This is a genomic window from Sphingomonas sp. S-NIH.Pt15_0812 (assembly GCF_003951315.1).
Taxonomy (GTDB): domain Bacteria; phylum Pseudomonadota; class Alphaproteobacteria; order Sphingomonadales; family Sphingomonadaceae; genus Sphingomonas.
In genome coordinates, this window is the sequence record NZ_QLJH01000014.1 from 87,635 (window position 1) to 111,908 (window position 24,274).

At 69.8% G+C, this 24,274-nt stretch carries 27 protein-coding genes; 9 read left to right on the forward strand and 18 right to left on the reverse strand.

Features of this window, described 5'->3' with window-relative positions; translation table 11 throughout:
- Positions 1 to 56 precede the first annotated feature (56 nt).
- The 7 genes from uvrC to BRX43_RS11260 form a co-directional block, all read right to left on the reverse strand.
- A complete protein-coding gene (gene uvrC / locus BRX43_RS11230) occupies positions 57 to 1,976 on the reverse strand; it encodes an excinuclease ABC subunit UvrC (protein ID WP_125994959.1) in 1,920 nt (639 codons plus the stop codon).
- 58 nt (positions 1,977 to 2,034) lie between these two features.
- On the reverse strand, positions 2,035 to 2,355 hold the full coding sequence (locus tag BRX43_RS11235; RefSeq protein WP_125994960.1) for a multidrug efflux SMR transporter: 321 nt from the start codon (positions 2,353 to 2,355) through the stop codon (positions 2,035 to 2,037).
- Positions 2,356 to 2,612: 257 nt separating this feature from the next.
- Positions 2,613 to 3,233, reverse strand: a complete 621-nt coding sequence (locus tag BRX43_RS11240) for a hypothetical protein (protein ID WP_125994961.1) — start codon at positions 3,231 to 3,233, stop codon at positions 2,613 to 2,615.
- Complete coding sequence (locus BRX43_RS11245; protein ID WP_125994962.1) at positions 3,226 to 3,720, reverse strand: ATPase; 495 nt, start codon at positions 3,718 to 3,720, stop codon at positions 3,226 to 3,228. Before BRX43_RS11245 ends, BRX43_RS11240 begins: the two co-directional genes overlap by 8 nt.
- A 54-nt stretch (positions 3,721 to 3,774) precedes the next feature.
- A complete protein-coding gene (locus BRX43_RS11250; protein ID WP_125994963.1) occupies positions 3,775 to 4,005 on the reverse strand; it encodes a F0F1 ATP synthase subunit C in 231 nt (76 codons plus the stop codon).
- Between the two features lie 66 nt (positions 4,006 to 4,071).
- Positions 4,072 to 4,830, reverse strand: a complete 759-nt coding sequence (locus BRX43_RS11255) for a F0F1 ATP synthase subunit A (RefSeq protein WP_125994987.1) — start codon at positions 4,828 to 4,830, stop codon at positions 4,072 to 4,074.
- 69 nt (positions 4,831 to 4,899) lie between these two features.
- Positions 4,900 to 5,235 (reverse strand): AtpZ/AtpI family protein, encoded by a 336-nt coding sequence (locus tag BRX43_RS11260; protein ID WP_125994988.1) that lies wholly within the window; start codon positions 5,233 to 5,235, stop codon positions 4,900 to 4,902.
- A gap of 223 nt (positions 5,236 to 5,458) precedes the next feature.
- Here BRX43_RS11260 and sppA point away from each other — a divergent pair, with 223 nt between their 5' ends.
- Both sppA and BRX43_RS11270 read left to right on the forward strand, forming a co-directional pair.
- The gene (gene sppA, locus BRX43_RS11265) at positions 5,459 to 7,414 is read left to right on the forward strand and encodes a signal peptide peptidase SppA (protein WP_125994964.1); all 1,956 of its coding nucleotides are present in this window, start codon (positions 5,459 to 5,461) and stop codon (positions 7,412 to 7,414) included.
- Positions 7,411 to 7,971 carry a GNAT family N-acetyltransferase gene (locus BRX43_RS11270; RefSeq protein ID WP_125994965.1) on the forward strand — a complete coding sequence of 187 codons (561 nt, stop codon included), beginning with the start codon at positions 7,411 to 7,413 and terminating at the stop codon, positions 7,969 to 7,971. Before sppA ends, BRX43_RS11270 begins: the two co-directional genes overlap by 4 nt.
- 154 nt (positions 7,972 to 8,125) lie before the next feature.
- On the opposite strand, the gene BRX43_RS11275 is transcribed toward BRX43_RS11270, so the two are convergent.
- The 5 genes from BRX43_RS11275 to BRX43_RS11295 form a co-directional block, all read right to left on the reverse strand.
- Positions 8,126 to 8,584: a DUF3429 family protein gene (locus BRX43_RS11275; RefSeq protein ID WP_125994966.1), complete on the reverse strand. Its 459-nt coding sequence runs from the start codon at positions 8,582 to 8,584 to the stop codon at positions 8,126 to 8,128.
- Positions 8,585 to 8,773: 189 nt separating this feature from the next.
- On the reverse strand, positions 8,774 to 10,417 hold the full coding sequence (gene groL, locus BRX43_RS11280) for a chaperonin GroEL (protein WP_125994967.1): 1,644 nt from the start codon (positions 10,415 to 10,417) through the stop codon (positions 8,774 to 8,776).
- Positions 10,418 to 10,508: 91 nt separating this feature from the next.
- Positions 10,509 to 10,796, reverse strand: coding sequence for a co-chaperone GroES (groES, locus tag BRX43_RS11285; RefSeq protein WP_125994968.1), 288 nt, complete (start codon positions 10,794 to 10,796; stop codon positions 10,509 to 10,511).
- A 161-nt stretch (positions 10,797 to 10,957) separates the two neighbouring features.
- Positions 10,958 to 11,164, reverse strand: a complete 207-nt coding sequence (locus BRX43_RS11290; RefSeq protein ID WP_125994969.1) for a DUF5818 domain-containing protein — start codon at positions 11,162 to 11,164, stop codon at positions 10,958 to 10,960.
- Positions 11,165 to 11,256: 92 nt separating this feature from the next.
- A complete protein-coding gene (locus BRX43_RS11295; RefSeq protein ID WP_125994970.1) occupies positions 11,257 to 12,636 on the reverse strand; it encodes an MATE family efflux transporter in 1,380 nt (459 codons plus the stop codon).
- Positions 12,637 to 12,763: 127 nt separating this feature from the next.
- Between BRX43_RS11295 and BRX43_RS11300 the strand changes: the two genes are divergently transcribed.
- Both BRX43_RS11300 and BRX43_RS11305 read left to right on the forward strand, forming a co-directional pair.
- Positions 12,764 to 15,223 (forward strand): circularly permuted type 2 ATP-grasp protein, encoded by a 2,460-nt coding sequence (locus tag BRX43_RS11300; RefSeq protein ID WP_125994971.1) that lies wholly within the window; start codon positions 12,764 to 12,766, stop codon positions 15,221 to 15,223.
- Complete coding sequence (locus tag BRX43_RS11305; RefSeq protein ID WP_125994972.1) at positions 15,220 to 16,101, forward strand: transglutaminase family protein; 882 nt, start codon at positions 15,220 to 15,222, stop codon at positions 16,099 to 16,101. The genes BRX43_RS11300 and BRX43_RS11305 overlap by 4 nt, the downstream gene beginning before the upstream one ends.
- 208 nt (positions 16,102 to 16,309) lie before the next feature.
- Here BRX43_RS11305 and BRX43_RS11310 read toward each other — a convergent pair whose 3' ends face one another.
- On the reverse strand, positions 16,310 to 16,708 hold the full coding sequence (locus tag BRX43_RS11310) for a thioesterase family protein (RefSeq protein ID WP_125994973.1): 399 nt from the start codon (positions 16,706 to 16,708) through the stop codon (positions 16,310 to 16,312).
- Between the two features lie 109 nt (positions 16,709 to 16,817).
- Between BRX43_RS11310 and BRX43_RS11315 the strand changes: the two genes are divergently transcribed.
- From BRX43_RS11315 to BRX43_RS11330, 4 genes are all read left to right on the forward strand, one after another.
- Positions 16,818 to 17,273: a GreA/GreB family elongation factor gene (locus tag BRX43_RS11315; RefSeq protein WP_125994974.1), complete on the forward strand. Its 456-nt coding sequence runs from the start codon at positions 16,818 to 16,820 to the stop codon at positions 17,271 to 17,273.
- A complete protein-coding gene (locus BRX43_RS11320; RefSeq protein WP_125994975.1) occupies positions 17,273 to 17,452 on the forward strand; it encodes a hypothetical protein in 180 nt (59 codons plus the stop codon). The genes BRX43_RS11315 and BRX43_RS11320 overlap by 1 nt, the downstream gene beginning before the upstream one ends.
- A gap of 13 nt (positions 17,453 to 17,465) precedes the next feature.
- Positions 17,466 to 18,626, forward strand: coding sequence for an NAD(P)/FAD-dependent oxidoreductase (locus BRX43_RS11325; RefSeq protein ID WP_125994976.1), 1,161 nt, complete (start codon positions 17,466 to 17,468; stop codon positions 18,624 to 18,626).
- Positions 18,627 to 18,690: 64 nt separating this feature from the next.
- Entirely contained in the window at positions 18,691 to 20,388 is a 1,698-nt protein-coding gene (locus tag BRX43_RS11330; protein WP_125994977.1) for a DEAD/DEAH box helicase, read from the forward strand.
- A 182-nt stretch (positions 20,389 to 20,570) separates the two neighbouring features.
- Here BRX43_RS11330 and grxD read toward each other — a convergent pair whose 3' ends face one another.
- The 5 genes from grxD to BRX43_RS11355 all read right to left on the reverse strand — a co-directional run bounded on the left by grxD (position 20,571) and on the right by BRX43_RS11355 (position 23,181).
- Positions 20,571 to 20,897 carry a Grx4 family monothiol glutaredoxin gene (gene grxD, locus BRX43_RS11335; RefSeq protein ID WP_125994989.1) on the reverse strand — a complete coding sequence of 109 codons (327 nt, stop codon included), beginning with the start codon at positions 20,895 to 20,897 and terminating at the stop codon, positions 20,571 to 20,573.
- 11 nt (positions 20,898 to 20,908) lie between these two features.
- Positions 20,909 to 21,139, reverse strand: a complete 231-nt coding sequence (locus BRX43_RS11340; RefSeq protein WP_125994978.1) for a BolA family transcriptional regulator — start codon at positions 21,137 to 21,139, stop codon at positions 20,909 to 20,911.
- 2 nt (positions 21,140 to 21,141) lie between these two features.
- Complete coding sequence (locus tag BRX43_RS11345) at positions 21,142 to 21,465, reverse strand: DUF1476 domain-containing protein (protein WP_125994979.1); 324 nt, start codon at positions 21,463 to 21,465, stop codon at positions 21,142 to 21,144.
- A 77-nt stretch (positions 21,466 to 21,542) separates the two neighbouring features.
- Complete coding sequence (locus BRX43_RS11350) at positions 21,543 to 22,883, reverse strand: FAD/NAD(P)-binding protein (protein ID WP_125994980.1); 1,341 nt, start codon at positions 22,881 to 22,883, stop codon at positions 21,543 to 21,545.
- Positions 22,884 to 22,971: 88 nt separating this feature from the next.
- Positions 22,972 to 23,181 (reverse strand): hypothetical protein, encoded by a 210-nt coding sequence (locus BRX43_RS11355; protein ID WP_125994981.1) that lies wholly within the window; start codon positions 23,179 to 23,181, stop codon positions 22,972 to 22,974.
- 167 nt (positions 23,182 to 23,348) lie between these two features.
- Here BRX43_RS11355 and BRX43_RS11360 point away from each other — a divergent pair.
- Positions 23,349 to 24,274, forward strand: a 926-nt coding sequence (locus BRX43_RS11360; RefSeq protein ID WP_164523584.1) for a YihY/virulence factor BrkB family protein, incomplete at its 3' end; no start/stop codon positions are given.

Here is a 24,274-nt window from a genome sequence, read left to right on the forward strand (position 1 = left end):
CCCGTCTTGTAGCCGGGCGCGGTGCAGGAGCAATGGACGGACGGTGGCTTTTCGGCTCAGCGCGCGTGGAAGAAGTCGTAGACCTGCTGCGCCACCGCCTGCGACACGCCGGGCGCGCGCTTCAGATCCTCCAGGCTGGCGTTGCGCACCGCGCGGGCGGTGCCGAAATGCATCAGCAGCGCCTTCTTGCGGGCCGGACCGATGCCGGGCACCTCGTCCAGCGGGCTCGCCCCGATCGCCTTGGCGCGCTTGTCCCGGTGCGCGCCGATCGCGAACCGGTGGACCTCGTCGCGCAATCGCTGGAGGTAGAAGAGCACCGGCGCATTGACCGGCAGCGTCAGTTCGCGCCCGTCGAGCAGGTGGAACACCTCGCGCCCCTCGCGGCCATGGTTCGGCCCCTTGGCGACGCCGACCAGGCAGACATCCTCGATCCCCAGATCCTCCAGCACCGTGCGCGCCGCATTGAGCTGCCCGCGCCCGCCATCGATCAGCACCAGGTCGGGCCAGGTGCCGGAGTCGCGGTCCGGGTCCTCCGCCTGCGCGCGACCAAAGCGACGGGTGAACACCTCGCGCATCATGCCGAAATCGTCGCCGGGCACCGTATCCTTGTTGCGGATGTTGAACTTGCGATACTCGCCCTTGCGGAACCCCTCCGGCCCGGCGACCACCATCGCGCCCAGCGCATGGCTGCCCTGGATATGGCTGTTGTCGTAGATCTCGATCCGCGCCGGCGGCTCGGGCAGTTCGAACAGGTCCGCCACCTCGCGCAGCAATTTCGCTTGCGTGGTGCTCTCCGCCAGCCGCCGCTCCAGCGCCTCGACCGCGTTGCGCTTGGCCTGGTCCATCAACCGGCGACGATCGCCCCGCTGCGGCATCGACAGCGCGATCTTGTAGCCCGCCGCCTCGCCCAGCGCCTGCGCCAGCAGCTCACCCTCCGCCAGTTCGCGATCAAGCAGGATGGTGCGCGCGGGCGGCACCTCCTCATAGAACTGCGTCAGGAAGCTGACGAACACTTCCTCCTCCGGCACCTCGTTGGTGTGGGTCGGAAAGAAGCTGCGATGCCCCCAATTCTGGCCGCCGCGAATGAAGAAGGCCTGGATGCCGATCACCCCGTCCTGGCACGCCAGCGCGAAGACATCGGCATCGCCGACGCCCTCCGCATTGATCGCCTGCGTCCCCTGCACGAAGGTCAGCGCGCGCAACCGGTCGCGCAACAGCGCCGCCAGCTCGAAATCCATCGCCTCGGCTGCCGCCTGCATCTGCACGCCGAGCTTCGCCTGCACCTGGGTCGACTTGCCGGCCAGGAAGTCCTTCGCGTCGGATACCAGTTCGGCATAGCCGGCCTTGTCGATCCGGCCGACACAGGGGGCCGAGCAGCGCTTGATCTGGTAGAGCAGGCAGGGTCGGTCGCGCGTCTTGAAGAACCCATCGGTGCAGGAGCGCAGCAGAAACAGCTTCTGCAGCGCGTTCAGCGTGTTGTTGACCGATCCCGCGCTGGCGAAGGGGCCGTAGTAATTGCCGACCGCGCGCCGGGCGCCGCGATGCTTCTGCACGCGCGGGAAGTCGGTATCGGCCCGCAGCAGGATGAAGGGGAAGCTTTTGTCGTCGCGCAGCAGCACATTATAGGCCGGGCGGTAGCGCTTGATCAGCTGCGCCTCGAGCAGCAACGCCTCGGCCTCGTTGTTGGTGGTGACGATCGTCATCGACCGGGTCTGCGACACCATGCGTTGCAGCCGCTTGGGCAGGCCGTTGACCTGCGTGTAATTGGCGACCCGCTGCTTCAGCGACCGCGCCTTGCCGATGTACAGGATGTCGCCGCGCGAATCGTGCATCCGGTAGACGCCCGAGCGTTGCGGCAGCGTCTTCAGCACGTTGCGGATCGCCGCCAGCCCCGCGTCCAGGTCGGGCGTATCGGCCCCGCGAATGGCGAAGGTGGCGCTTTCCTCATTGAAGCGGTCGGAGGTGGGCTGGGACATTATCGGCTGATTTAGGGACGCGACGACTCCATCGCTAGGGCGCATCGCCGCTCGGGAATCAGTGCGGCGACAGCAGCTTGGTGCCGACCACGCCGATCACGGTCAGGGCCATGAAGCCGGCCTGCGCCAGGCTGACCCGGTCGCCGAACAGCACCATCCCGCCCAGGATCACGCCGACCGCGCCCAGGCCGCTCCACACCGAATAGGCGGTCCCCGCCGGCAGCCCGCGCATCGCCAGCGCCAACATGCCCATGGTGGCGAAGCTCAGCACGATTGGCACGCTGCCCGCGGCCCAGGTGCCGATATCCGTCGCCCATTTCAGGCTGAGCGCCCAGGCGACCTCGGTACAGACGGCGACCGCCAGGATCAGCCAGGACATGGGGGTTCCTTCCATGGGTGGCGAGCGAGTGCCTACCGTCACCTTCAACGCCCGGTGCGACGATCCGTCCCGCTCCGCCGACACGACGATCCCGAGCCCTACACGCTGCCGCGTTCGAGAGGGCACGGGCGACCAGTGCCATGGCGAACGCGCTACCCGCCGCGTCGACAGGGCGCGAGAAACGCAAAAGGGCGACCCGAAGGCCGCCCCCTTGTCGCCGATCCCGGAGGCCGCAGCGCCGTGACGCCCCGAAGGGATCAGTTCGGCCGTCCCAGTCCCGCAATCGCGCGATTGACCATCAGCCGGTCGGACTCGACGCCGTGATGTTCCGCGATCAGCACGCCGGCCGCCTTGGCCGCCGCATCGGCCGCCCGCGCCCGGACCTCGGCGATCGCAGCGCGCTCGGCGGCGGCGATCTTGTCCTCGGCCATCTTGGCGCGGCGGGCCATCAGCGCCTCGGCATCCGCCTTGGCCTTGACGACGATCGCATGCGCCTCCTGATGCGCGTGGCGGCGCATCTCCTCGGCATCCTCGTGCGCCGACCGGGCCTTGGCCTCATATTCGGTCCGCAGCGCTTCCGCCTCGGCGCGCAGCTTGCCCGCCTCGTCGAGCTGCGAGCGGATCGTCGCGATGCGCGCATCGAGCATCCCGCCGATCAGCGCCGGCACCCGCTTCCACAGCATCAGCGCGATCACGACGATCGCTGCCACCGCCACCCAGCCGGTGGAGTCGAGCCCCAGCGCGGTGGGCGAGGCGACGTGATGCTCGGTGCCGGCGGTCGTTTCGCCGGTCATGCCGTCCGCACCCTTGATCGGCCGCTGGCTGAGATCGGTCTGCTCGACCGCCGCCGCGGCCGGGGATGTACCGTGATTAGCCATGCGCCCGCACCTCCCGCACCGCATGGGCGGCCTGATCGACCGTCACGCCGACGCCGGACAGCTTCGCGACCAGGTCGCGCGCAGCCTCGGCCGCCACCGTCTCCAGCGTGGCGAGCGCCTCCGCCTTGGCGTTGGCGATCGCAAGTTCATGATGGCCGATCCGCTCGGCCAGGTCGGCATCCGCCGCCTTGACCTGCTGTTCGGCCGACTGCACCGCCTGCGCCTTGGCGCTGGCGGTCTCCGCCATCGCGGCATTGCGCGCGGCGTCCATTTCGATGCGCCACGCCTCTTCGACGCGGTCCGCCTGGGCGCGCGCCGCTTCCGCCGCGGCGAGATCGCCGGCGATGCGCTGTTCGCGCGCGTCGACCGTGGACACGATCTTGGTCACCATCCCCTTGCCCACCACGAAATACAGCAGGCCGAAGGTGATGAGCAGCCAGAAGATCTGCGAAGCATAGGTCGCGGCGATCTGGGAAATCTGGGGCATGGGCGTCCTCTGATGCCGACCGGCCGCGCGAAAGGCGACCGGTCGGGGAATCGCTTATTGGGCGACGAACACCAGGATGATCATCGTCACGAAGGCGAGCAGGCCGAGCAGCTCGGCGCCCGCGAAACCGATGAACAGGCGGCCCTGCTGGCTGTCGGCCGCGCCCGGATTGCGCAGCGCGCCTTCGAGGAACTTCGCGAACACATTGCCCACGCCCAGCGCGGCGATGCCCATGCCAATCGCGGCCAGGCCGGCACCGATCATCTTTGCAGCTTGCGGATCCATCATATTCTCCAGTTCAAAAACACACGTTCAAGGGAAAGTCGAAATCGGGGCCGGCGCCCCCGGCTCTCAGTGCAGGTTCACCGCATCGTTGAGATAGACCGAGGTCAGCAGCGCGAACACATAGGCCTGGATCGCCGCCACCAGCAGTTCGAGCAGGGTGATGCCGATCATCAGCAGGAAGCTGGGCAGCGTCACGATCGCGATATAGCCGCCGCCCAGATTGATGCCGTTGACGACGAACGCGGCCAGCACCTTCAGCAGGATGTGTCCGGCGGTCATCGCGACGAACAGTCGCAGTCCCAGGCTGAACGGACGGACCAGGAAGCTCATCAGCTCGACCACGAAGATCAGCGGGATCATCAGCGGCGGCGTGCCGTGCGGCACGAAGAGCGAGAAGAAGTGGAAGCCGTGGCGACCGAAGCCGACGATCAGCACGATCGCGAAGGAGATGATCGCCAGCACGCCGGTGACCGTCAGATGGCTGGTCACGGTGAAGGGGTGGACACCCGGCACGATGCCGAAGGGCAGCAGGCCCAGGATGTTGGCGAACAGGATGAACATGAACAGCGAGAAGACATAGGGGATGAACCGCTTGCCCTCCGGTCCGATGTTCGAGGTGAGCATCGACGAGACGAAGCCGGTGAAGCCCTCCACCGCCGCCTGCCAGCGACCGGGCACCAGCTCGCGCTTCATGCCGCCCAGCATGAACAGCCACAGGCTGGCGAGGGTCACCACCATCCACAGCGCCGAATTGGTGAAGGACAGGTCGTACCCGCCGACGATCCAGTGCCGACCGAGCACGGGCTCGATCAGGAACTGGTGCATGGGGTCGATCTTGCCGCCTTCCGCTGCCGCCACTGCTCTCTAGCTCCAACCTACGAAAAAGCGCTCGGATTACTCCGGGCGCTCGTTGCCGATACGAATAATCTGCCTGAACGCGACCGCTATCCCCAGGAACAGCATCACGATCAGTCCCCAGGGCGTCGTGCCGAACCAGCGGTCGATGAGCCAGCCGATCAGCGCGCTGCCGACGAGACTTCCAATCAGGGCCGAGATGACGCGGTTACCCTGGGAATAGCCCCGGTCCGTGTCCTGCTTCACCCCCGATCGCGACGCCTCCTGGACCCTGGCCTGTCGCAGCCGCTCATCGAGCGCCGCCAGCCGCGGGTCCTCCGCATCGTCGAAGTCCTGTCCGGGTTCGCTTTCCGCCACGTGCCATCCTCCGAACATCTTGCGATATTGGCCAGGGGAAAGCGCGCAAACGGCGAGCTTTCCCGCCAAGGCGCGGTCCGTTTACGGGGGGGTGAAGCCCAAGTCAACCGGCCGTGACGGACGTGTTAATATGCCGTGAAGTCGCCGCCATCCATGCCCGGCCCGCAATCCGTGCCGTCCCCCGGCCGCCGTCCCTCACCGCGCCGTTGCCACGGCGCGGCGCTTCGATTAGCCCTTGGGCATGACCGACACCACCGTCCCGGCCGCCAGCGGCGCTCCCTCCTTCACCGATGGCCAGCCCCGGCGGCGGCGCACCGGCTGGCGCCTGGTTCGCGGCGTCTGGAAACTCTTGGTGGCAGTGAAGGACGGGCTGGTGCTGGTCGCCATGCTGCTGTTCTTCGGCCTGTTGTTCGCGGCGCTCAACGCCCGGCCGGGCACCAAGGCAATCGCGCCGGGCGCCCTGCTGCTCGACTTCGACGGCGCGGTCGTCGAGCAGCCGGCCGAACCCGCCGCCTTCGCCGCGCTGTCGGGCCGGGAAGCACCGCGCCAGTACCGGCTGCGCGACGTGATCCGCGCGATCGACGCCGCGCGCACGGACGCACGGGTCAAGGCGGTGGTGCTCGACCTCGACCGGTTCGGCGGCGCCTATCCGGCCCCGCTGGGCGAGATCGCCGACGCGCTGGTCCGCGTGCGCCAGGCGGGCAAGCCGGTGCTGGCCTATGCGACCGGCTATACCGATGCCAGCTATCGCCTGGCCGCCGCCGCCAGCGAGGTATGGATCAATCCCCAAGGCGGCGCGCTGTTCGCCGGCCCCGGCGGTACGCAGCTCTACTACAAGGGCCTGATCGACAAGCTGGGCATCAACACCCATGTCTATCGCGTTGGTCGCTACAAGTCGTTCGTCGAACCCTATACCCGCACCGACCAGAGCCCGGATGCGCGCGCCGCGTCGCAGGCGCTCTACGGCTCGCTGCTCGACCAGTGGATCGGCGGCATCAAGCAGACCCGTCCCAAGGCGCAGATCGCCGCCTTCCTCGGCAATCCGCAGGCGCTGGTGGTCGCCGCCAACGGCAACATCGCCCAGGCGAACCTGCGCGCCGGCATCGTCGACAAGCTGGGCGACCGCTTCGCCTTCGGCCAGCGCGTCGCCAAGATCGTCGGGAGCGAGAGCGGCAAGCCGATCGGCAGCTTCCGCACCATCGGCTATGACGCCTGGGTCGGCGCCAACCCGCTGTCCACCGCCGGCGACGCGATCGGCGTGCTGACCGTCGCCGGCGACATCGTCGACGGCAAGGCCGGCCCCGGCACCGCCGCGGGCGATACCGTGTCCAAGGCGATGCTGGACGGGCTGGCGACCAAGAACCTCAAGGCCGTCGTCGTCCGCGTCGATTCGCCCGGCGGCTCGGCCATGGCGTCGGAGCAGATCCGCCAGGCGGTGCTGGCGGCGAAGCGGCGCGGCCTGCCGATCACCATCTCGATGGGCGGCGTCGCGGCGTCGGGCGGCTATTGGGTGTCGACGGCGGGCGACCATATTTTCGCCGAGCCGAACACCATCACCGGCTCGATCGGCATCTTCGCGATCCTGCCGACCTTCGAATCGGCGCTGGCCAAGATCGGCGTCACCGCCGACGGCGTCCGCACCACGCCGCTGTCGGGCCAGCCCGACCTGTTCGCCGGCACCACGCCCGAGCTCGACGCGATCCTCCAGGCCAATATCGAGAATGGCTATCGCGAGTTCATCGGCCGCGTCGCCCAGGCGCGGCGGATGACCCCGGCGCGGGTCGACGAGATCGGCCAGGGTCGGGTGTGGGACGGCGGCACCGCCCGTCAGATCGGCCTGGTCGACCAGTTCGGCGGCCTGTCGGACGCGATTGCCTATGCCGCGCGCCAGGCGAAACTCGACCCCGCGAAGGTTCATGCCGTCTATCTGGAGAAGGAGCCGGGCTGGCTGGCCCGCTTCGCCGGCTCGGTCGCCGACCGCGACGACGACAGCAGCAGCCCGGCCGGCGACAGCTTCGCCCGGATCGCCGCCGAACGCCGTGGGCTGGTCGCGCAGGCGTTGGGCGACGCCCGGCGGCTGGCGATGGGCGGATCGGTCCAGGCGCGCTGCCTGGAATGCGGCGGCATCGGCCCCAGCCTGTCCCAAGAGCAGGATGCCCGGCTGCTCGACCTGATCCTGGCGCGGGTCGGCCTGTGATCGCGATCCGTGCCGCCCAGCCCGGCGACGCGGCGGCGATCGCGGCGATCTATGCGCCGCATGTGCTGATCGGCGCGGCCTCGTTCGAGGAAGAGGCCCCCGACGCCGAGACGATGCGGTCGCGGATGGATGCCAGCCAGAGCCTCTATCCCTGGATGGTCGCGACGCAGGGCGAGGAACAGGGCGGCGTCCTCGCCTATGCCTATGCCAGCGCCTTCCACCCCCGCGCGGCCTATCGCTGGACCGTCGAGACGAGCATCTATGTCGCCGATGCCGCGCAGCGGCGCGGGGCGGGACGGCTGCTTTATGGTGCGCTGGTCGAGACGCTGCGGGCGCAGGGCTTCACCCAGGCCGTCGGGCGGATCGCGCTGCCCAATGACGGCTCGATCGCGCTGCACGAGGCGGTCGGCTTTCGCCGGGCGGGGGTGCAGCGCGAGGTCGGCTACAAGCACGGCCGCTGGATCGATGTCGGCCTGTGGCAGTGCGAACTGGCGCAGCCTGCGACCCCGCCGCAGGAGCCCCTGCCCTTCAAGACCGTCGGCGTGCGGCGGGGCTGACCGGTGCCTTCCGCGCCCTAGACGCGGATGACATCGGGTCGCCCCAAGCCGTCATTGCGAACTCAGCGAAGCAATCCGGGGCGTCGCGCGCGGCGGTGGATTGCTTCGCTTCGCTCGCAATGACGATCGCCGGTCAGGGGCACGTCACCGGGTCCTAGACGCGAACGACATAAAGTAGCAGCGCCGCGACCGAGACGATGGCGATCGCCATTTGCGGCCAGCGCAAATGGGCGAAATGGGCGGGCGCATTCCCGGCCCGCGCCGCATGCGTGTCGAGCACCGGCACCAGCACATAGCCGACCAACAGCAGCACGAGCGCGATCGACCCGACCGGCACGACCAGCGCCAGTCCCGCCGGTACGAAATAGGCGAGCATCGTCGCGATCTCGACCCCGGTCGATGCGCGCGGATTGCCGAAGCCGAACCCGCGCCGCACCCCGGCGACGAAGATCAGGATCATTGCGCCCCAGATGATCGCCAGCCGCACCGCCAGCATCGGCCAGGGCGGCAGCAGCAGCCAGGCCCCGAGTGCGGCAAGGGCGAGCGGCAGCATCGGCCCGAAGCCGAAGATGATGCTGTTCAGGGGGATGCGGGGGTTGTCGGCGCGGCTCATGGCGCGGGAAACGCCGTTCCCCACCGGATGTTGCGCGGTCAGGCGGGGAACAGGCCGGGGTCGACCCGGCTTCCCGGAACCCGGACGCAAAAAAGCCGGAGAGGTCGCCCTCCCCGGCTTCTTCGTCTGTGGACAGAGCGTCCGGAAAACCGGACCGACCCGAGGCCGATCCGCTTTCCCGGCAGCGGCTTAGAAGTCCATGCCGCCCATGCCGCCCATGCCGCCACCCATCACGGGGGCCGCCGCCTTGTCGTCCGGCAGCTCGCTCACGGCCGCTTCGGTCGTGATCAGCAGGCCAGCGACCGAGGCCGCGTTCTGGAGCGCGGTGCGCACGACCTTGGTCGGGTCGATCACGCCGGCCGAGACCAGGTTCTCATAGGTGTCGGTCGCGGCGTTGAAGCCGAACGACGTGTCGGTCTGGTCGAGCAGCTTGCCCGACACGACCGCACCGTCATGGCCGGCATTCTGCGCGATCTGGCGCACCAGCGCGGTCAGCGAGCGACGCACGATGTCGACGCCGCGGGTCTGGTCCTCGTTCGCGCCGGTCAGGCCGTCGATCGCCTTGGTCGAGTAGAGCAGCGCGGTGCCGCCACCGGGGACGATGCCCTCTTCGACCGCTGCGCGGGTCGCGTGCAGCGCGTCGTCGACGCGGTCCTTGCGCTCCTTCACCTCGACCTCGGTCGAGCCGCCGACCTTGATGACGGCGACGCCGCCGGCCAGCTTCGCGAGACGCTCCTGGAGCTTCTCGCGGTCATAGTCCGAGGTCGTGACCTCGATCTGCTGACGGATCGCATCGGTGCGACCCTTGATCGCATCGGCTTCACCCGCGCCGTCGACGACGATGGTGTTGTCCTTGTCGATGGTGACGCGCTTGGCGGTGCCGAGCATCCCGAGCGTGACGGTCTCGAGCTTGATGCCGAGATCCTCGGAGATCACCTCGCCCTTGGTCAGGATCGCGATGTCCTCGAGCATCGCCTTGCGACGATCGCCGAAGCCGGGTGCCTTGACGGCCGCGACCTTCAGGCCGCCGCGCAGCTTGTTCACCACCAGCGTGGCGAGCGCCTCGCCCTCGATGTCCTCGGCGATGATCAGGAGCGGACGGCCCGACTGGACGACCGCTTCCAGGATCGGAAGCATCGCCTGCAGGTTCGACAGCTTCTTCTCGTGGATCAGGATGTACGGGTCGCTCAGCTCGACCGTCATCTTCTCCGGGTTGGTGATGAAGTAGGGCGACAGATAGCCGCGGTCGAACTGCATGCCCTCGACGACGTCCAGCTCGAACTCGAGACCCTTGGCCTCCTCGACGGTGATGACGCCTTCCTTGCCGACCTTCTCCATCGCTTCCGCGATCTTCTCGCCGACCTCACGGTCGCCATTGGCGGAGATGATGCCGACCTGGGCGACTTCCTGCGAACCGGCGACCGGCTTGGAGCGGGCCTTCAGATCCTCGACGACCTTGATGACCGCCAGGTCGATGCCGCGCTTCAGGTCCATCGGGTTCATGCCGGCCGCGACCGACTTCATGCCCTCGCGGACGATCGCCTGCGCCAGCACGGTGGCGGTGGTGGTGCCGTCACCCGCGATGTCGTTGGTCTTCGAGGCCACTTCGCGCACCATCTGCGCGCCCATGTTCTCGAACTTGTCCTTGAGCTCGATCTCCTTGGCGACCGACACACCGTCCTTGGTGATGCGGGGCGCGCCGAAGCTCTTGTCGATCACGACGTTGCGGCCCTTCGGGCCGAGCGTCACCTTCACCGCGTCGGCGAGGATGTCGACGCCGCGCAGGATGCGCTCGCGCGCGTCGCGGCTGAATTTCACGTCCTTGGCTGCCATGGGGCTGACCTTTCGATGGAATGTGTCCGGCAGGTGCCGGAAGAATGGGGGAAGAGACCCGGCCGTCCTGCGGCCGGGGCGGTGACTGGGATCAGCCGACGATCCCGAGGATGTCGGATTCCTTCATGATGAGGAGATCCTCACCATTCACCTTGACCTCGGTGCCGGACCACTTGCCGAACAGCACGCGGTCGCCGGCCTTCACGTCCAGCGGAGTGACCTTGCCGTCCTCGGCCTTGGCGCCCGAACCGGCGGCGACGACCTCGCCCTCCTGGGGCTTTTCCTTGGCGGTATCGGGGATGATGATCCCGCCAGCCGTCTTCTCTTCCGCCTCGACGCGGCGGACGAGGACGCGGTCGTGCAACGGACGAAAGTTCATTGCTAGGTGTCCCTTTTGGTCAGTGTTACAAATTTCTGGCACTCTGCTGATGCGAGTGCCAACGACCGGGATATGTGGCGGGCCCTACCCACCGTCAACGGGGGCTGGTGAAATTTTTCGGAACCGAACGGGCGGCGCGGCATTGCCGCCGCCGACCTTCCTCACTCGGCGGGTGCGACCCCATCGGCATTGACCAGCGCCGGGCCAACCAGCGTACCGACCAGCCGCACGCGCTTCTCGACCAGGTCGACGGGGGTGCGGTGGAGTTCCAGTTCGTACCGGCCGCCCTGGTCGCGGCGCAGATAGAAAGCCCCGCCATCGCGGATCAGCGTTCCGGTCTCGTCGATCTTGGCGCCCACACCCAACATGCCGGCGATCATATCAGACCCGCCGGGCGGGGAAAGATGCTGTTCGGCCCGATCGTCTCGGCTTGGATCGGAATTCCCGCTATCTTGTTGATCTATGATGCAAGGATCAGTGCGCGCCGGCCATGCCAGCGCCACAGCAGCAGCGCCGACACCACGCCCAGCCCCGCCGCCAGTCCCCACCACACCCCCATCGGGCCCATCCCGAGCGGAAAGGCGAGCAGCGCGGCGATGACGAATCCGATCGCCCAATAGCCGAAGATCTGGAGCATCATCGGCACGCGTGTATCCTGCACGCCGCGCAGCACGCCCGCCGCCACCGCCTGCGCGCCGTCGAACAGCTGGAACAGCGCGGCCACGCCGAGCAGCTCGATCGCCAGCGCCGCCTCCGCGCCCTGGGTCGCGGGATCGACATAGAGGCGCACCAGCAGGCCCGGCACCGCCCAGAGCAGCATGGCGGTCGCGGCCATCACGCCGATGCCGCTGACGATCGCCACCCGGCCGGCGCGCGCGACCCACAGGGCATCCTTCGCGCCATAGGCGAAGCCGACCCGGATCGTCGCCGCCTGGGCGATGCCGAACGGAATCTGGAAGGCGATGGCGGCGATGTTGAGCGCGACCGCATGAGCATCGATCGCGGTGACGGAGATACGCCCCATCAACAGGCCCGCGCTGCCGAACAGCCCGCCCTCCGCGATCCAGCCGAGCGCGATCGGCGCGCCCAGCGTCGCGATCTCGACCATGCGCGCCCCCTCCGGCCGCCACCAGCGACCGAACAGGTGGAAGCGGCGCAGCCGCCGGTCGCGCCACAGGATCAGGGCATAGGCGAAGGTCGCGGTCACGGAGACGGTGACGCTGGCCAGCGCCGATCCGCGCAGGCCCAGGGCCGGCAGGCCGAAATGACCGAAGACCAGTGCGTAATTGGCCAACAGCCCGACCACGAGGCTGATCGCCGTCACCAGCAGCGCCCAGCCCGGCTGTCCCAGCGCCGCCGCCGTCATCCGCATCAGCGCGGACAGCACCGCCGGGATCACCGCCAGCGACAGGATGCGGCAGAACGCGCCCGCCTGCGCCGCGACCGCCGCATCCTGCCCGGCGAGACGCAGCAACGGCGCGGTGAGGTTCAGCACCAGCATCGCGACCAGCCCGCCCGCGACGGCCAGCCACATCCCCATGCGGAACGAACGGCGCACCTGCCGCACCGCGCCGACCCGCCGGCCGATCGCGGCCGCGATGAGCGGCTCGGCCGCGCCGACCAGCCCGACCATGCCGAAGCCGAGGATATGGAACAGGAACACGCCCAGCGTCGCCGCCGCGAACGGCACCGCGCCCAACCGCGCGACGAAGACCACGTCGATGGCGAACACCGCCATCTGCAAGAGATTCGCCGCGACCAGCGGCCCCGCCAGCCGCGCCAATGCGCGCGCTTCGCCCCGCCAATCGGCGGGCGCCTGGCCAAGAGAGTCCACCGACATGCGCCGCGCTCTAGGCGGAACGCCGGTGTAAGGGAATGGCGGCGGCCGATAGATTGGTGTTGCGCGGCCGCATCGATCCGTGACACCTGCCCAAGCCTGCCCCTTCGCTGGAGACCGCCTGTTCCCCATGGCGAACGATGCCGCCTCCCCGCCCGCCGCGCCGCTGTTCGATGCCGGACTCCACGCCCGGCGCTGGATCGACGAATATTGCGCCCGCGCGCCCGCCGCCGACATGCTGCGCGCCGGCAGCCCTGCGCCGTGGCGCGCGATGTTCGAGGAACTGGCCGCCGTTGCCTCCGACGATCTGGGCCATGCGCGCGAACGGGTGCAGCGCCACGCCGCCGACATGGGCACCGGCTTCCGCGTCATCGGCGAGATGGAGGAGCGCCCCTGGCCGGTCTCGCCCGTGCCGCTGCTGATCGAGACGGGCGAATGGGCCGGCATCGCCGCCGGCGTGATCCAGCGCGCCGAGTTGCTCGAACGCGTCGTCGCGGATCTCTATGGCGAGGCGAAGCTGGTGACGGACGGGGTGCTGCCCGCCGCCCTGGTCACCGGCAGCCCGCTGTTCCTGCGGCCGATGGTCGGACTGACCCCGCCGGGCGGCCGGCATCTGCATTTCATCGCCTTCGACCTGGCGCGGGGGCCGAGCGGCGAGTGGCGCGTGCTCGCCGATCACCTGCGCGCGCCCGCCGGTGCAGGCTATGCGCTGGAGAATCGGCTGGCGGTCGGGCGGACGCTGGGCGGACTCCAGGCCAAGCTCAACGTCCAGCGCCATGCCCCCTTCTTTGCGGCGTGGCGCGCCGGTCTGGCCGCGCTCTGCCGGCGGACCGACCCGCGAATCGGACTGCTGACGCCCGGCCGCTACAATCCCAGCTATCCCGAGCAGGCGCATCTGGCGCGCTATCTGGGGCTGTTGCTGGTCGAGGGCGCGGACCTCGCCGCGCTGGAGGACCAGGTCTATGTCCGCACGATCGGCGGGCTGAAGCGGATCGACGCGCTGTGGCGGCGGCTCGATCCGCGCCTGCTCGACCCGCTCGCCTTCGACACCCATTCGCAGATCGGCGTGCCCGGCCTGATCGACGCCTTCGCCGCCGGCAATGTCGTGCTCGCCAATGCGCCGGGCACCGGCGTGCTGGAGGCTCCGGCCTTCCACGCCTTCATGCCCGCACTGGCCCAGGCGGTGCTGGGCGAGGGCCTGCGCCTGCCGACCATCGCGACCTGGTGGTGCGGCGGTGAAGCCGAGCGCGCGCATGTCGCCGCGAATCTCGACACCCTGACCATCGGTCCGGCCTTCCAGCACCTGCCCTTCGGCCTGGCGGAGGATGCGCCGCGCGCCGCGCTGCTCGCCGACCTGGCGCGGCGGCCGCAGGATTATGTCGGGCAGGAGCAGGTCCGGCTGTCGACCATGCCGGTGGTGATCGACGACCGGCTGGAAGCGCGGCCCTTCACCCTGCGCGTCTTCCTGGCGCGGGGCGGCGATGGCGGCTGGGTGGTGATGCCCGGCGGCTTCGGCCGGATCGGCGAGCATCCCGAGGCCACCGCCTCGGTGATCGGCGAGGGGCTGTGGTCGGCCGATGTCTGCGTCCACGGGCCGGACCCGGTGGCGCCCGTGTCGCTGCTGACCGCGCCCGATTCGCTCCATGTCCGCCGCAATCCGGGCACGCTGCCCAGCCGGGTCGCGGACAATTTCTTCTGGCTCGGCCGCTATCTGGAGCGGGGCGAGGCGCTGCTCGGCGCGATCCGCGTGCTGCTCGGCCATTCGATCGACGTGGAGGCGGGCGCGGTGCTGCCCCCCGCGACGCTCGGCCGGCTGGTCGGCGCGATCGAGGGGGCGGGCGCGGCGGCGCATCCACCCTCGCTGTCGCGCGCCGCGCTGACCGCCTTCGCCAAGCAGGCGATGGAGGATGACGGCTTCCACTCGGTCGCCCGCATCAACCGCCACGCCCGCACGATCGGCGAGGGATCGCGCGACCGGCTGTCGGCGGACATGGTGCGGCTGCTCGAAGCGCCCTTCCCCAGCCAGCGCGGGATGCTGGAGCGCGCCGGCTCGCTCCAGCGCCGCTATGCCGCGATCGCCGGCCTGTCGGCGGAGCATATGGTCCGCACCTCGGCCTGGCGCTTCCACGATCTGGGCCGGCGGATCGAGCGCGCGATGGGCATCGCCCGCGCGGTGCGGCTGTTCGGCATGGCGGGGGCGAGCATCGACGACCTGTCGACGCTGCTCGACCTGGCCGACAGCCAGATCAGCTATCGCCAGCGTTACCCGACCGGCATCGCGCGGGTGGCGGTGGTCGATCTGGTCGCGCTCGACCCCGGCAATCCGCGCAGCATCGCCTTCCAGACCGAGCGGATCGGCGCGCGCCTGGCCGAACTGCCGGTCCTGAGCGACGACGAGATGGCCGAGCCGCAACAGGCGCAGGCGACCGCGCTCCACGCCATCGTCGTCACCGCCGAGGCCGCGACGCTCGACGCCGACGTGCTGGGCGATATCGAGCGGCGGCTGGGGATGCTGGCCGATGCGGTCGCCCGCCGCTATTTCCTGCAAGGCGCGGAGCCGCTGCGCGCGACCGGGCTGACGCTGGCATGACGACCTACGACATCCGCCACCGGACCCGCTTCGACTATGGCGCGCAGGTGAAGTTCGCGCGCTGCAACCTGCGGCTGAAGCCGATCGACTGGCCGGGCCAGCGGCTGGAGGCGTACAACCTCTCCGCCGAGCCGACCGGGCGCCTCTCCCCGGCCCGTGCCGAGGCGGGGCTCGCCAACGTCACCCGGCTGGTGGTCGACACGCCGGTGCGGACGCTGACGATCGAGAGCGTCGCGCGGGTGACGGTCGACCGGCTGGTGCCGGTGCCCGCCGCCGACGACCCGACGCTGGCGGAGATTGCGGCGCTGGCACGGACCAGCCGCGACCTGTCGGCGGCGGGACCGGCGGCCTATCTCTACCCCTCGCCGCTGATCCCGCTCGACCGCGACATCGCCGCCTGGTGCGCGCCCGATCTCGACCCGGATCGCGGCAGCCTGGAGGCGGGGATCGCGCTGGCGCTGCGCATCCAGCGCGAGTTCCAGTTCGACGCCACCGCCACCCTGGTCGACACGCCGCCGGCCCAGGCGTTCCGCCAGCGGCGCGGCGTGTGCCAGGATTTCGCGCAGATCATGATCGCCGGGCTTCGCGGCGCGGGCCTGCCCGCCGCCTATGCCTCCGGCTATATCCGGACCATCCCGCCGCCGGGCCAGGCGCGGCTGGTCGGCGCGGACGCGACCCATGCCTGGGTGCTGCTCTGGTGCGGGCCGGCGCGCGGCTGGGTCGGGCTGGACCCCACCAACGGCATCTGGATGGCGAGCGACCATATCGTGATGGCGGTCGGCCGCGACTATGCCGAGATCGCACCCGTCGACGGCGTGGTGCTGGGTTCGGGCGCGCAGGCGATGGACGTCAGCGTCGATGTCGCGCCGGTGGAGTGAAGGCGGGGGTCAGCGGTTCGTATAAGGGCGTCACCCTCTTCCCCCCTCCCGCTCCCCGGCGAAAGCCGGGACCGGGTCGGGAAGGTTGCAGTCATGGAGCGCCGCGCGTCGTCACCATCGTCCCCCAACCTTCGCCGGGGAATAAGGGAACGGGAAAGGAAACGCCGTCGCACCCCCGCACGAACCATGCCCGGCCCGCGCGTGAGGATCAGAAGAACCGGTCGACCACGCTCTTCGCCAGACGCGCCGGGCGCAGCGTCTCGGCGTCCAGGCAGCACCAGCTCGACTTGACCTCGGCCAGCACTTCCTCGCCCCGGCGGATCACCGTTTCGTAAAAGGCCCGCGCGCCCTGCACCTTCTCCAGGATGACGGTGGCGATCACCTCGTCTTCGAGGAAGGCCGGCTTGCGATAGGTGATCTCATGCTTCAGCGCGACCCAGAGATGCTCGGCCACCGCCTCGGCGGGGGCGAGCTTTTCCCAATGGCTGACGACGGCATGCTGCACCCATTTCAGGTAGCTGGCATTGTTGACATGCCCCATGAAGTCGATGTCCGCGGGATCGACCGCGATCGGATATTGATGGGGGATCGTTGTCATGACTCCCATATAGCATGCCCGGCCCCCCGATGCGAACCGATGCCCCCTCCGTTCACCGTATCCGCCTGCTTTCGCGCGCGCCCCGCCGTCCCTATGTGCCGGTGATGGACATGCCATCATGAGCGTCGCCTTCCGCCGCGAAAGCGACGAGGAGCATCTGGAGCCGAAATTCGAGCTGCCGATCCCGCCCGGCCCCAATCTGGTGACCGCCGCCGGCCCGGCGCTGCTCGCCGCGCGGGCCGCCGCGATCGAGGCGCAGCTCGCCGGTGCCGAGGGCGAGGCGCGCGAGCCGCTGCTCCGCGACCTCCGCTACTGGCGGACCCGCGTCGCCACCGCCGTGGTCGCCCCCGCCCCCGCGCCGGACGAGGCGGGGATCGGCAGCACCGTCACCTTTCGCCTGAACGACGCGACGCGCACGATCACCATCGTCGGCCACGACGAGGCGGATGCCGAGGCGCGCATCGCCTATGCCGCGCCGCTCGCCCGCGCGCTGATGGGCGCGGCGGCGGGGGATTGCCTGCCCTTCCAGGGTCGCGACGACGCGATCGAAGTCCTTGATGTGGAGCGCCGATAATGGCCGAGAAGTTCGAACGCCATCGCCAGCCCTGGAAGCCGGAAGAAGTGCAGAAGCTGCACCAGCTCGCCAAGAAGGGTATGGCGCTGAAGGCGATCGCCAAGGCGCTGACCCGCAGCGAGGAGTCGGTCAAGGACCGCGCCAAGGCAGACGGCCTGTCGATCGCCAAGCTGCGATAGGGCCCGACAATCCGTGAGCGACTATGACGCGATCGTGCTGGGGGCCGGCGCGGCCGGAATGATGTGCGCCGCCGTCGCCGGACAGCGCGGCCGGCGGGTGCTGCTGGTCGACCATGTGCCGCGCCCCGGGGCCAAGATCCTGATCTCGGGCGGCGGGCGGTGCAACTTCACCAATCGCGACACCGCGCCCGATCGCTTCCTGTCCGCCAATCCGCATTTCGCCAAGTCGGCGCTCGGCCGCTACACGCCCGCCGACTTCCTGGAACTGGTCGAGCGGCACGGCATCGCCTGGCATGAGAAGACGCTGGGCCAGCTCTTCTGCGACGGCAGCGCGCGGCAGATCGTCGAGATGCTGGTCGGCGAATGCGAGCTGGGCGGCGTCGATTGGGCGATGGGCCAGGCGGCGACGGTCGAGCATGACGGCACGCGGTTCCGCGTCGCCTCGGCCAGCCGCACCGATAGCGCGCCCCGCCTGGTGATCGCGACCGGCGGCCCCTCCATCCCCAAGATCGGGGCGAGCGACTTTTCCTACCGGCTCGCCAAGCAGTTCGGGCTGAAGCTGGTCGAGCCGCGCCCGGCGCTGGTGCCGCTGACGCTGGGCCCGGACGAGGCGCTGTTCCGCGAATTGTCGGGCGTCGCGACCGAGGTGCGGGCGACCGCCGCCGGTCCCGGCTTTCGCGAGGCGGCGCTGTTCACGCATCGCGGCCTGTCGGGCCCGGCCATCCTTCAGGCCTCCTCCTATTGGCGGTCGGGCGCGGAGGTGCGGATCGACTTCCTGCCCGACCGTCCGTCCGACTGGCTGCTCGCGGCGAAGCGGGAACAGCCGCGCGCGTCGCTGCGCAAGCTGCTTCCCCTGCCCGACCGGCTGGCCGAGACTTTGGCGGAGCGGCTGGGCATCGACCGGCTGGCGGACGCGACCGACAAGGCGCTTCGCGCGGCGGGCGAGCGACTCGGCGCGTGGCCGTTCCGGCCCAACGGGACCGAGGGCTATGCCAAGGCCGAGGTGACGGTGGGCGGCATCAGCACCGCCGAGCTTTCCTCCAAGACCATGGAATCGCGCCGTGTTCCTGGGCTTTACGCGATCGGCGAGGCGGTCGATGTGACCGGATGGCTGGGCGGCTATAATTTTCAATGGGCATGGGCGAGCGGATCGGCTACAGGGCACGCGCTATAGGGGGATGGACCCCTATGCTTATGATGCTGGCCTATGGGTGTCGGCGTCCCCATATTGGAGCCACATGCTTCCTGATACGCTTCCTGCCCCACTCTCGGCGGCTCTCGCCGCGCGTGGTTATGAAACCCTCACCCCCGTCCAGGCCTCGGTCATCGCCGACGAAGCCCAGGGGCGCGACCTCCTCGTGTCGGCCCAGACCGGCTCGGGCAAGACGGTCGCCTTCGGCCTCGCCATGGCCGACGACCTGCTGGTCGACGGCGCGATGCCGCCGGCCGGTCCGCCGCTGGCGCTGGTGATCGCGCCGACGCGCGAACTGGCGCTGCAGGTCAGCCGCGAGCTGGAATGGCTCTATGCCGGTGCCCGCATCGCCACCTGCGTCGGCGGCATGGACGCGGTGCGCGAGCGACGCACGCTCAACCATGGCGCGCATATCGTCGTCGGCACCCCCGGCCGTCTCCGCGACCATCTCGAGCGCGGCGCGCTGAAGCTCCAGAACCTCAAGGCCGCCGTACTCGACGAGGCGGACGAAATGCTCGACATGGGCTTCCGCGACGATCTGGAACAGATCCTCGATGGCACCCCGGCCGAGCGGCGCACCCTGCTCTTCTCCGCGACGCTGCCGCGCCCGATCGTGGCGCTGGCCCGCACCTACCAAAAGGATGCGGTCCGCATCTCGACGGTGGGCGAGGATCGCGGGCATGGAGACATCGATTACCAGGCGGTCGCGGTCGCGCCGTCGGATATCGAGCATTCGGTCGTCAACCTGCTCCGCTTCCACGAGGCGGAAACGGCGATCCTGTTCTGCGCCACGCGCGACAATGTCCGCCATCTCCATGCCAGCCTGGTCGAGCGCGGCTTCGCCGCCGTGGCGCTGTCGGGCGAGCATTCGCAGAACGAGCGCAACCAGGCGCTCCAGGCGTTGCGCGACGGCCGCGCCCGCGTCTGCGTCGCCACCGACGTGGCGGCGCGCGGCATCGACCTGCCGGGCCTGAGCCTGGTCGTCCATGTCGAGCTGCCCCGCGATGCGGAGACGTTGCAGCACCGCTCCGGCCGTACGGGTCGTGCGGGGCGCAAGGGCACGGCGATCCTGATCGTCCCCTATCCCCGCCGCCGCCGGGTCGAGATGATGCTGAAGGGGGCACGGATCGCCTTCGCCTGGCATCCGGTGCCGACCGCCGAGGCGATCCGCGACGCCGATCGCGAGCGGCTGCTCGCCAAGCTGGCCGAGCCGGTGGAGTTCGAGGAAGAGGATGTGGCGCTGGGCGCCCGCCTGCTCGAGACCCGCGCGCCGGGCGAGGTCGCGGCGATGCTGATCCGCGCGCTGCGCGCCAGTCAGCCCGCGCCCGAGGAACTCGCCGAATCGGGCCCCAACGACCGGCCGCAGCGCGAGACCGAGCATCGCGCCGGGTTCGAGGACACGGTGTGGTTCCGGCTCGACATCGGCCGGCGGCAGAATGCCGATCCGCGCTGGATCCTGCCGCTGCTCTGCCGTCGCGGCCATGTGACTCGCGACGAGATCGGTGCGATCCGCATCGGCCCGGCGGAGACGCTGGTACAGATCCCGCGGGCGATCGCGGGTCGCTTCCAGGCCTCGGTGCAGAAGACCGCCGGCAAGGATGGCGACGAGGGCGACCTGATGATCGTCCCCGCCGACGGCCCGCCGCCGCGCGGCGCCTCGCATGGCCGTCGTCCGTCGAACGCCGGTGGCTTGGGTGGTCGCGCGCCCTATCGCGCCAAGCCGACCAAGCCGCGCCGCACCTGACGGCGGGTCGCTTGCGACAAAAAGGGCGCGGATCGTGCGATACGATCCGCGCCCTTTTTTATGTCCGGTTCAATGAGCGGCCTGCCATGCTCCTGCGAATGCAGGAGCCCAGGGCCATGCAGGCAAACAGCCGTTGCCTTGCCTGAACCCTGGGTTCCGGCTTTCGCCGGAACACACGCGCTTCACGCCGCCGGCTGTTCGCCAGCGAACAGCGTCGCCAACTCGCCGCTCTCGTACATCTCCATCATGATGTCCGAACCGCCGACGAACTCGCCCTTCACATAGAGCTGCGGGATGGTCGGCCAGTCGGAATAGGCCTTGATCCCCTGGCGGATTTCCTGGTCCTGGAGCACGTCGACGCTCTCATAGGTCGCGCCCAGATGGTCGAGGATCGCGACCGCACGGCTGGAGAAGCCGCATTGCGGGAAGAGCGGGCTGCCCTTCATGAACAGCACGGCGTCATTGGCCTTCACCAGCGCGTCGATGCGCGCGTTCACGTCCTGGATCATCATCTCTTCCTTCACGAAGCGGCGGTGGTGAGCTGGAGCGCGTGGAGCACGCCCCCCATCCGACCACCTAAAGCGGCATAGACCTGCTGGTGCTGCTTGACGCGCGGGACCCCGGCGAAGCTAGGCGACACCACGCGGGCGGCATAATGATCGCCGTCCCCGGCCAGGTCGGTGATCTCGACCTGGGCATCGGGAATGGCGGCGCGGATCATCTCCGCGATCTCGTCGGCGGCCATCGGCATGGTTATTGCGCCTCCATCAACTGGCGGCGCGCCTCGACCAGTCGCTCGTCGAGCGCGCGGCGCACGGTCGGCTCGTCGACCTCGATCCCGGCGGCGGTCAGATCGCCGACCAGCTTGCGGATGACGTCCTCGTCGCCCGCTTCCTCGAAATCGGCCTGGACCACGCCCTTGGCATAGGAGTCCGTCTCCTCCGGGGTCAGCTTCATCAGCGCCGCGGCCCATTGGCCGAGCAGCCGGTTGCGCCGCGCGGTGATGCGGAACGCCATCTCCTGGTCCCGGGCGAACTTCGCCTCAAAGGCGCGCTCGCGATCGTCGAAGCTGGTCATTCCGCTCATTCCCCCAAGGCATGGACTCTATTGCGCGGAGATAGGCGTGCACAGGGCGGCGCGCAACGCCGCGGCGGCTACAGGCCCTCGCCGCCCACCCATTGGGCGTGGGACAGGCGACGCGCCAGATCCCAGGTCTGGCGGCGCAGGTCGGGCACCGCGACCACCTCCCACAAGCCACCGCGCGTCATCGGGCCGATGCAGCAGAGCCGGTCGGACACCGCGCCCGACGCATCGATCACCCGCGACTGCGCGTCGACATCGATGCCGAGCCGCAGCGCATCGGGCCGGATCGCCCCCTTGCCCGCCAGCCCGGCCAGCAGGGGATCGTCGGTGCGGGTCAGGTCGCCCTGCGGCCCGGTGCAGTTGACGATCCGCGCGACCGCCATGTGCCGGATCGCCTCCGCGTGGCGCGGCCGCCACGACAGGTCGACGCCGGGCGCGGTCGCTGCCGCGCCGGCCACCTTGCCCGCGACGAAGCGCAGCCGCCCCGCCGCGACCATCGCATCGATCCGGTCGGCGACCGCCGGCGCCAGGCGGTGGCGATGCACGTCCCAGAAGGGGCGCAGATGCCGCAGGAAGCGCGCGCGCGTCGCCCGGTCGCTGGCACCCCATAGCCGTTGCGTCACCGGCCGCAGGCTGTCGACCGCGGCGCGCCAGCCACCCGGTTCCGCCGCCGCCTGGTCACGGAGGTCGCCAACCAGTCCCGACAACGGCACGCCGGGCAGGTCGGTTCTGAGCCGCGCCGGGGCCGTGCCCTCCACATGGCGATGCGGCCGCAACCCGCGCCGCGACAGGGCGACGATCCGCCCCTCGAACCCGCTTGCATCCAGTTGCAGCGCCACGTCGATCGCGGTCAGCCCGGTGCCGAGCAGCAGCACCCGATCCTCCGCGTCCAGTCCCCGCGCCGGATCGGCGCGCCACGGATCATCGAGATAGCGGCCCTCCGGCAACGCCGCCGGATCGATGCCGGGCGGCGTATGCGGTGGCAGGTTGCCGGTCGCCAGCACCACCATGTCCGCCGCGATCGCGCGTCCATCGGCCAGCCGAACGCCCGCGTCGGTCACCGCCCGCACATCGCCGGTGCACAGCGTCAGCCGGTCGTCGCGCACGGCGGCGAGCGTCTCCGCCAGATATTCGCCGTAGAGCAGGCGCGGCACGAAGCTGGCCGCCGCCCCGCCATGCCGCGCCGCCAGCCAGCGGACGAAATGATCGGCATCGTCGGGAAAGGCGCTCATGCCGGCGGCCCGGACATTGAGCAGATGCGCGGGATCGGTCGCGCTATAGGCGACGCCGCGCGCGATCCGCTCGGCCGAACGGTCGATCAGCGTCGCCGTGGGTCCGCCGAAGCGCAGCAGGTTGATCGCGAGCAGCGTACCGCTGAACCCGCCACCGACGATCGCGACATGCTCTGTCATGTCCCGGCGTCTAGGCGATCATCGGATAGGTGTCGAACGAAGCGGAGAAATTCCTCCCCTGGCAGGGAAGACGCCTGGAATGCGTCCCCTAGTCCTGCAAGGTCGCGACGCGCGCCTCGGCGGTGGCGGCTTCGCGCGCGGCGCGGCGGACCTGGGTCTGCTCGGCCCGGACCGCCATCGCCTCCCAGGTGGTGGCGGCGCGGTCGCAGCGCTCGCGGACATTGTCCAGCCGCGCGGCCTGGGCGTTGGCGCGCTCCTGCTCGGCGCGGGCACGGTAGAATTGGGCGTCGTCGGCCATGGTCAGGCTCCGGATCGAGAGGGGAGAGGCAGGGGCGGTCGGCGCACGCCGCGACTGACGTAGCGATCGTTATGCGCCTTGCCGCAGGTATACGCAACCGCTTCGGAACGCTCCCGGCCCCCCGCCGGTTTGATCGGGCAACGTCAGGACGATTCGGAAGGAACGACATGGATCGCACGACGTCGCGGATCGCCGCGCTATGGGCACGGCCGCCCGGTGGCTGGTGGGATGTGCTGAAACAGGTCTGGGCGGCATCGGGGCTCGACAATATCTCGCTGATCGCGGCAGGTGTCGCTTTCTACGCTTTCCTGTCGATCGTGCCGCTGCTGGGTGCGGTGGTGCTGACCTATGGCCTCGCCGCCGATCCGCAGACGGTCGGCAAGAGCATCGCGGCGCTGACCGACGTGATGCCGCGCGAGGTCGCCCGGCTGATCGGCGAGCAGTTGCTGACCGTGGTGGAGGCATCGGGCGGCAAGAAGGGGTTCGGCCTGATCCTCGCGCTGGGCCTGGCGCTCTATGGCGCGATGAAGGGCGCGGGGGCGGTGGTCACCGCGCTCAACGTCGCGTTCGAGGTGCCGGAGACGCGCGGGATCGTCCGCCAATATGCGCTGGCGCTGGCGATCACGGCGGGCGCGGTGCTGCTGATGCTGGGCGCGATGGCGACGATCGCACTGGCGACCTGGCTCGGCACGCTGGCCCCCTGGTCCCCCAGCATCGTGCCGCGCCTGCTCGCGCTCGCCTCCTATGTGGTGCTGGCGGGGATGGCGATCGGCGGCGCGACGACGCTCTATCGGTTCGGGCCGGACCGTCAGGCGGCGCACTGGGCCTGGCTGACGCCGGGATCGGTGGTCGCGACCTTGTGCTGGCTGGCGATGACGGTCGGCTTCGGCCTCTATGTCGCGAATTTCGGCAGCTATGACGCGACCTATGGGTCGCTCGGCGCGATCGTGGTGATGCTGACCTGGCTGTGGCTGTCGGCCTATGTCGTGCTGCTCGGCGCGGAGCTGATCGCCGGGCTGGAGCGCAGCGTCGCCGGCGCGCCCAAGACCGGCGGGCTGGCCGAAACGGCGGCGCCGCCCCCTGCACCCGCCCC